Raw genomic sequence first — 5334 nt, 5'->3', positions numbered from 1 at the left:
CAGCAAGTCAATGTGGGCCTTTTCTGAGTTTAATTCAGACTCTGGATACACTTTTTCATATAGCGTTAAGGCTCTTCCACCCATAGGGATACTAGCCCTAAGTACTTGAAACATTTCCTGACCATTGATAGGAGACCAATCGACAATGACAAGAGGGTGAGGGTTATGGCCAACCAAATGTTCAGTCATGAACTCATAAAAATAGAGCCGCTCACTATGCAAATAAGGGTTCCCAATTAACCTGTCAGCTCGCTTTATATCGTGCTTCTTATCTGTATCAGAACTATTTTTAAGACCACGACCAAGGTATGTGACAGTCACTCGTTGGTCACGCATTCCAGATTCAACAAAAGTAAAAACGGTACTAAGCCTGACGGAGTGAATATCAGGGTAAGCTGTTGCAATATCTTCTTTAAGGGTTCGAAGTACAGTCATTGTGATAATCTCATTTTTTGCAATGATTTGATCACATATTTGCCCAAAGGTCGATCCCTTACTCAGTTAAGACCAATATTTTGTGGGGATTCGTCAGCTTTAAAAGCCAATCTTGGGGAGATAAATTATGCTCGTGCTTCGCCCACATTGAGTCTGTTGATTTAGGAGTATGTGTATGGAAATCGAATTTGTACCACTTAGCTCCCGGATATGGCCACGCACTAGTCATTTATTTTCCTTGTATAGTGGCAAATTAAAATTGACCACATTGTTATATGAATTCACATTATGAGCACAAGAACAACTAAGTCAAATAGCTGCCTCTGTAAATAAGATATTCGATTATTAATAGATACTTACGAGAAAATACCGGTTCTTCCGTGCTAGGAAGTGAAGCCCAATTATCTTGTAAACTTAAATCGTGAAAAAGGAGTTGATTTCTTTGATTGTGAATACTGGCTGCTTAGTTTCATTGTCCACTTCCAGACCAATTGTTGCACTGTTAAGCTCTTCACTGCACTGAGCTGACTCGAGTATTTGAGGCATATTGGCTTTGATAGGAATAAATAGGATCATAATGAATAGGAGTACTTACCTTAAACTCGTCTGGGATTTTACGTTCGCAGTAGCGAGTGTAGTCATCTAATATCTCATTCCGTAGTTCCACTATTGCCCCCAAACCTAACATCACTATGGCTGCTAAGAGCCGTTAACCTATATTGCCGTTTCTACTTTGTTAATTAAATTTATAATCAGTAAGTTAGTGGCAAAAATGGCTTTTCATGCTGATGAACTAAGCACTTTTTTAGTTAATATAACAATTCGCTCACTTTCGGATAACTTTTAGTAGGGAAAACTCACATTAACAGCATGTGAATGAGTAAAAAATCTAGCGTACATTGGGGCAGAGATTAGCTAAAAACGCTCTGTACTCATTCCTTGTAATGGCTGAGCCAACCTGATGAAAAACTGACGCCGCCCCCCTCCGAGAGCAAATCACACAGTTTACTTATATAGAGTAGAGGCTCGGCTTGTTCAACACTAGGGATTAAACGTTGGATAGGCAACGCTCAATCCTTATCTGTTGTGCAACTTATTCACCACCAATACTTGAATCAGTGCCGCCAGTCTGTTCACCGAAGTCGGTTGGTGCTGTTTGTGATCCTGCACTTTTGTCTGATGAATAGTCGAGGTATAAATCCATAGTTGGGGTGCACTCTTGCTTAAACAGAACTTCGCTAACCCCTTTCTGGAAGTTCTCACGAGAACCAAACGTCGATGTCATACCCAATTGCATATAAACGCTTTGATCAGTTAGCATGCCATAAGCATAGTGTTTGTAATTGATGTCTTTATCTTTATCGACGGCAACCAATGCCCAGTCAATTTCTGCCTGTGTATAGCTGCTCTTCTTCCCATACCTTATGGACAACCGAGGGGGCAGCTCCTTAGCCACTGATTTAATGATCTTGTTTTTCGTCCATTTAAACATCATTAGTCCTTTTTTAGCAGTAACACTTATTAAGCAGTTTTTTCCTCAAATATCGTGACAAACTATAACGCTATTCATACTGAGGCTCAATGTATCCCGCCCTGCTGCCAAATGTCTACGATATTCACTCGAGAAATTGCCAAAAATTTCCGTATAACTCAGGCGGCTTCGGAGCAATACGTTTTTCACCCTCATTGCACTCCAAATGAGCATGGCCTTATCTTCTTCCGTCTGATTAGATTTGATAGGGAAAACGCACGCCCCTTAATTTCGTAGAGTATTTGGTCTAACGCATTTCGGGGCAAGCTCGTGCCAGAACTGGTTGGCCTGACACTAGTTTGGACAAAAGCTTGTTACGAATTTAATAAGACAGAGACGCTTGGGATAACTTCTCCTAATGGCAAGTGTCGAAATCAAGTCCAAAATGATGGCCAGTTTCACTTATCCACTACAGTTTAATCGGGTCAAAAGATTACTATTTTCTTCAATGTGTTATCGATATAATACACACACTTGAAATAGACATTGGAGCCAATCATGGCAGATGAAGCTAAAGAGAAATTTGGTAGCGTAAGTCTAGTTAGGCAAGGTGACCACAAATTTTATTCGTTTACTATGCCTAGCGACGTGCTAGCAAAATGCTGTTATGTAATAAATCGGGATGAAGATCCAGAGCTAGGCTTCCAACGTGCTCTCGACAAAAAAAGAGCAAAAGAGATAGCAAACTATATAGACTCAGGAATGGGAACAATACCTAGTGCAATTGTCCTATCAGCTCAAGACGTAGCAGAGTTTAACTACGACTCTAGGGCAAAGTCTGTAAGCTTCAACAGTATTAACACCGCTTTTTTGATTATTGATGGCCAACACCGCGTTTATGGTTTCAAGCTAGCGGAGACAGCACTCCGTATACCCGTTGTTGTATATGAAGGGTTATCAAAGAGAGATGAGTCTAGGCTGTTCATCGACATAAACTCTAAGCAAAAAGGAGTTCCTACAGAGCTATTGTTAGACATAAAAAAACTTGCTGAATATGAGAGTAGTGAAGAGCAGTATCTGCGAAAACTATTTGACCTTTTCTCAAATGAAAATGACAGTGCCTTGTACAACAAGCTCTCTGCATCAAAGCGAGTAAAAGGTAAAATCACCCGTTCTGTATTTAACACAGCATTGAAGCCTTTGATCAAGATTTTTGGGGGGAAATCAACCGACGAAATCTATGAGATCTACAACGCATATCTTGTTGCTGTCCAAGAAGGTATCTTAAACAAGAACGAAATTAGTGAGCAAATGTTTAATACTACAGTCTTTAAAGCATTTGCAGGTTTTTTCCCAATAATTACTCAGCGAGTCAAGGACAGGTACGGTGCAATATACACAGTGGACAACTATTTTGATTTCACTGATACAGTTGGGGAACGAGTTAAAGTTTCTGTTCTTTCAGAGGCTACAAACGCCTATAAGCCAATCGTTGATCATCTTGAAGACACATTAAAGCAAGAGTTCACTCTGTAGATGTCTGCTGAAATAAAAATACTTCATCAGCTATGTCACAACGAGATTTTTGAAGTAGTTAGCCTATCCATGTCAGACATGAAGGCTTGGATGGCTAGTTCAAAGTATCTTCTCGCTACTCCTTTAGTTAAAACTAAGACAAAAGGCGGGCGCGATGTAACCAATACATTCAAGTTGCAAGTGAATGATGTTGATTCTTTATATATTGCCATGGCTAATGATTGCAACAGGTTTGCTCAAGCGGCCGTTGAGTCTATGTGGTCAATAAACAAGAATACTAATTTACCTAAAAGTGCAGGTTGGACAACGGTCAAAATGTATTACGCTTCTTTTTATGCCGCCCATGCAATATTGAGGCTTTATGGTAGGTCATGCTCTCAGTATGAAAAGGAGCATATCGAAAAGGTTCATGAGTTATCAGTTATAACAGCAATGGATAATAACGTTAGCTCAATCGAAAATGGTTTTTATTTATCTTCAATTAACAAAACCAGTAAAGAAGTAGAATATTCGAAACTAAAAGATTCTCATGCAGATACATGGCATAGCTTTTCATTACTTTTAGATGAATTGCTAAACGATTTGCCGACTGAAACTACTGGACTAGCTAGAAACAAAGACAAAGCGTTCACGCTATTGGCAAACCTTAAACAAGCACTAATTCGTCCAAATGCACATAGAGGTAACTGGCCTTCACAAGTAAGGAATAAAATCCACTATCAACATACAAACGGTGCATGGTTTCCATATATTGGGGCTTCACACAACCCAGATGACATCAGTAGAAATAGCCGATGGGTGAATTATCCTGATAAATTTTCCATAGCGGATAAACCCACTGATGTTATAGGTACGTTATCTAACGTGTCGAATTGTATGGTTTCCCTGATGCATCACCTGCTTGTGTATGGGAATGAAAGAACAGAAAACCGGTCAGCTATATTTAGGAATGGCTATATCAAACTGGTAAATCAACTTTGTCCATAAGGGCGGTCTTGTTACATAAAGTCTCTCTATGTAGGGGATTAGCAAATTTGCCCTTGTGTCTAGAGTTTTTGTGATAAGAAAAAATAAGCCAAATACTAAAGTGAGTGCTGTGAGGAAGAGTTAACGTAAAACCTAATGGGGCACTTTCGAGCTAGAAAGTGCCACGGGTAAAAATTCAATGTCATTACTGAGGGAACATGACGGGATAAGTACCAACCGATTCTGTCATGCCTTTATATTCTAGTATTCATATCGTTTAACTGCCTCACACATCGATACTCATTGATTGGGATTGCTTGATTCTCATCTCTCGTGTATTGAGCTTTTCTCTTTTCCATATAGTCTGGATGGTACTGATACTCACAGTAATGTTTTCTTGTTTGAGTAGTTTCATCACTTGTATCGACGTATTATGCGGGTTGAGCAACGTCAACTCGATAATCCTATCTTCGGTGCTCTCTGGGATTGCGTTTTTACTGCGCTTCAGTGGCTTATTAATCCGTTTGAGGCCAAGTGGCCCTTCCTCTTCCATTATTTGCTGATAGGTATACAAGGTTTGGCGTGAGCAACCTAAGATACGAGCGGCTTTAGAGACACTACCAAGCTCTGCAACCAACTCCAGAGCCTCTATTTTACGTTGTACCTCTTTGCCGTATTCGTTGCATTTACGTGGCTCTACTAACTCAGTGATGTCTGTGCGACCTGAAGTCGTATGAAGCGTTGTTCACCACGATAAGAGTGAACCATCTGTATCACCAGATGACCCTAAGTTCCTGAATAAAGCAGCGGAACTGACAATGTAACGAAACTCAGGCATTAGGCTGAGTGGGAACGGAATCGTGAGAAGATGTTCCTCCTGAGAACCACAGCTCGGGTGAGTGCTAGGGAGTCAATATGATGAATGT

4 protein-coding genes and 1 pseudogene are annotated in these 5334 nt (G+C 40.1%); 2 read left to right on the top strand and 3 right to left on the bottom strand.

Annotated features, from left to right (window positions below):
* A pseudogene (locus tag VTH8203_RS22890) lies at positions 1 to 435 on the bottom strand (IS4-like element ISPpr2 family transposase); the annotation flags it as partial.
* A gap of 1093 nt (positions 436 to 1528) precedes the next feature.
* Complete coding sequence (locus VTH8203_RS22885) at positions 1529 to 1930, bottom strand: DUF6559 family protein (RefSeq protein WP_244181312.1); 402 nt, start codon at positions 1928 to 1930, stop codon at positions 1529 to 1531.
* 534 nt (positions 1931 to 2464) lie between these two features.
* On the opposite strand from VTH8203_RS22885, the gene VTH8203_RS22880 reads away from it, so the two are divergent.
* Both VTH8203_RS22880 and VTH8203_RS22875 read left to right on the top strand, forming a co-directional pair.
* Positions 2465 to 3442, top strand: a complete 978-nt coding sequence (locus VTH8203_RS22880) for a DGQHR domain-containing protein (RefSeq protein ID WP_096995698.1) — start codon at positions 2465 to 2467, stop codon at positions 3440 to 3442.
* Between the two features lie 90 nt (positions 3443 to 3532).
* A complete protein-coding gene (locus tag VTH8203_RS22875) occupies positions 3533 to 4429 on the top strand; it encodes a hypothetical protein (protein WP_208617794.1) in 897 nt (298 codons plus the stop codon).
* A 265-nt stretch (positions 4430 to 4694) separates the two neighbouring features.
* Here VTH8203_RS22875 and VTH8203_RS22870 read toward each other — a convergent pair whose 3' ends face one another.
* Positions 4695 to 5120: a helix-turn-helix domain-containing protein gene (locus VTH8203_RS22870; protein ID WP_279627189.1), complete on the bottom strand. Its 426-nt coding sequence runs from the start codon at positions 5118 to 5120 to the stop codon at positions 4695 to 4697.
* Between the last annotated feature and the right edge of the window lie 214 nt (positions 5121 to 5334).

This window comes from Vibrio thalassae (assembly GCF_900089835.1).
Classification (GTDB): domain Bacteria; phylum Pseudomonadota; class Gammaproteobacteria; order Enterobacterales; family Vibrionaceae; genus Vibrio; species Vibrio thalassae.
This window is presented reverse-complemented; position numbering and strand designations above follow the sequence as displayed.

Excerpts from the sequence above, each read along its gene's own strand:
- VTH8203_RS22875 (WP_208617794.1), top strand. The coding sequence starts at position 3,533 with ATGGCTAGTTCAAAGTATCTTCTCGCTACTCCTTTAGTTAAAACTAAG.
- VTH8203_RS22880 (WP_096995698.1), top strand. The coding sequence starts at position 2,465 with ATGGCAGATGAAGCTAAAGAGAAATTTGGTAGCGTAAGTCTAGTTAGG.
- VTH8203_RS22885 (WP_244181312.1), bottom strand. The coding sequence starts at position 1,930 with ATGATGTTTAAATGGACGAAAAACAAGATCATTAAATCAGTGGCTAAG.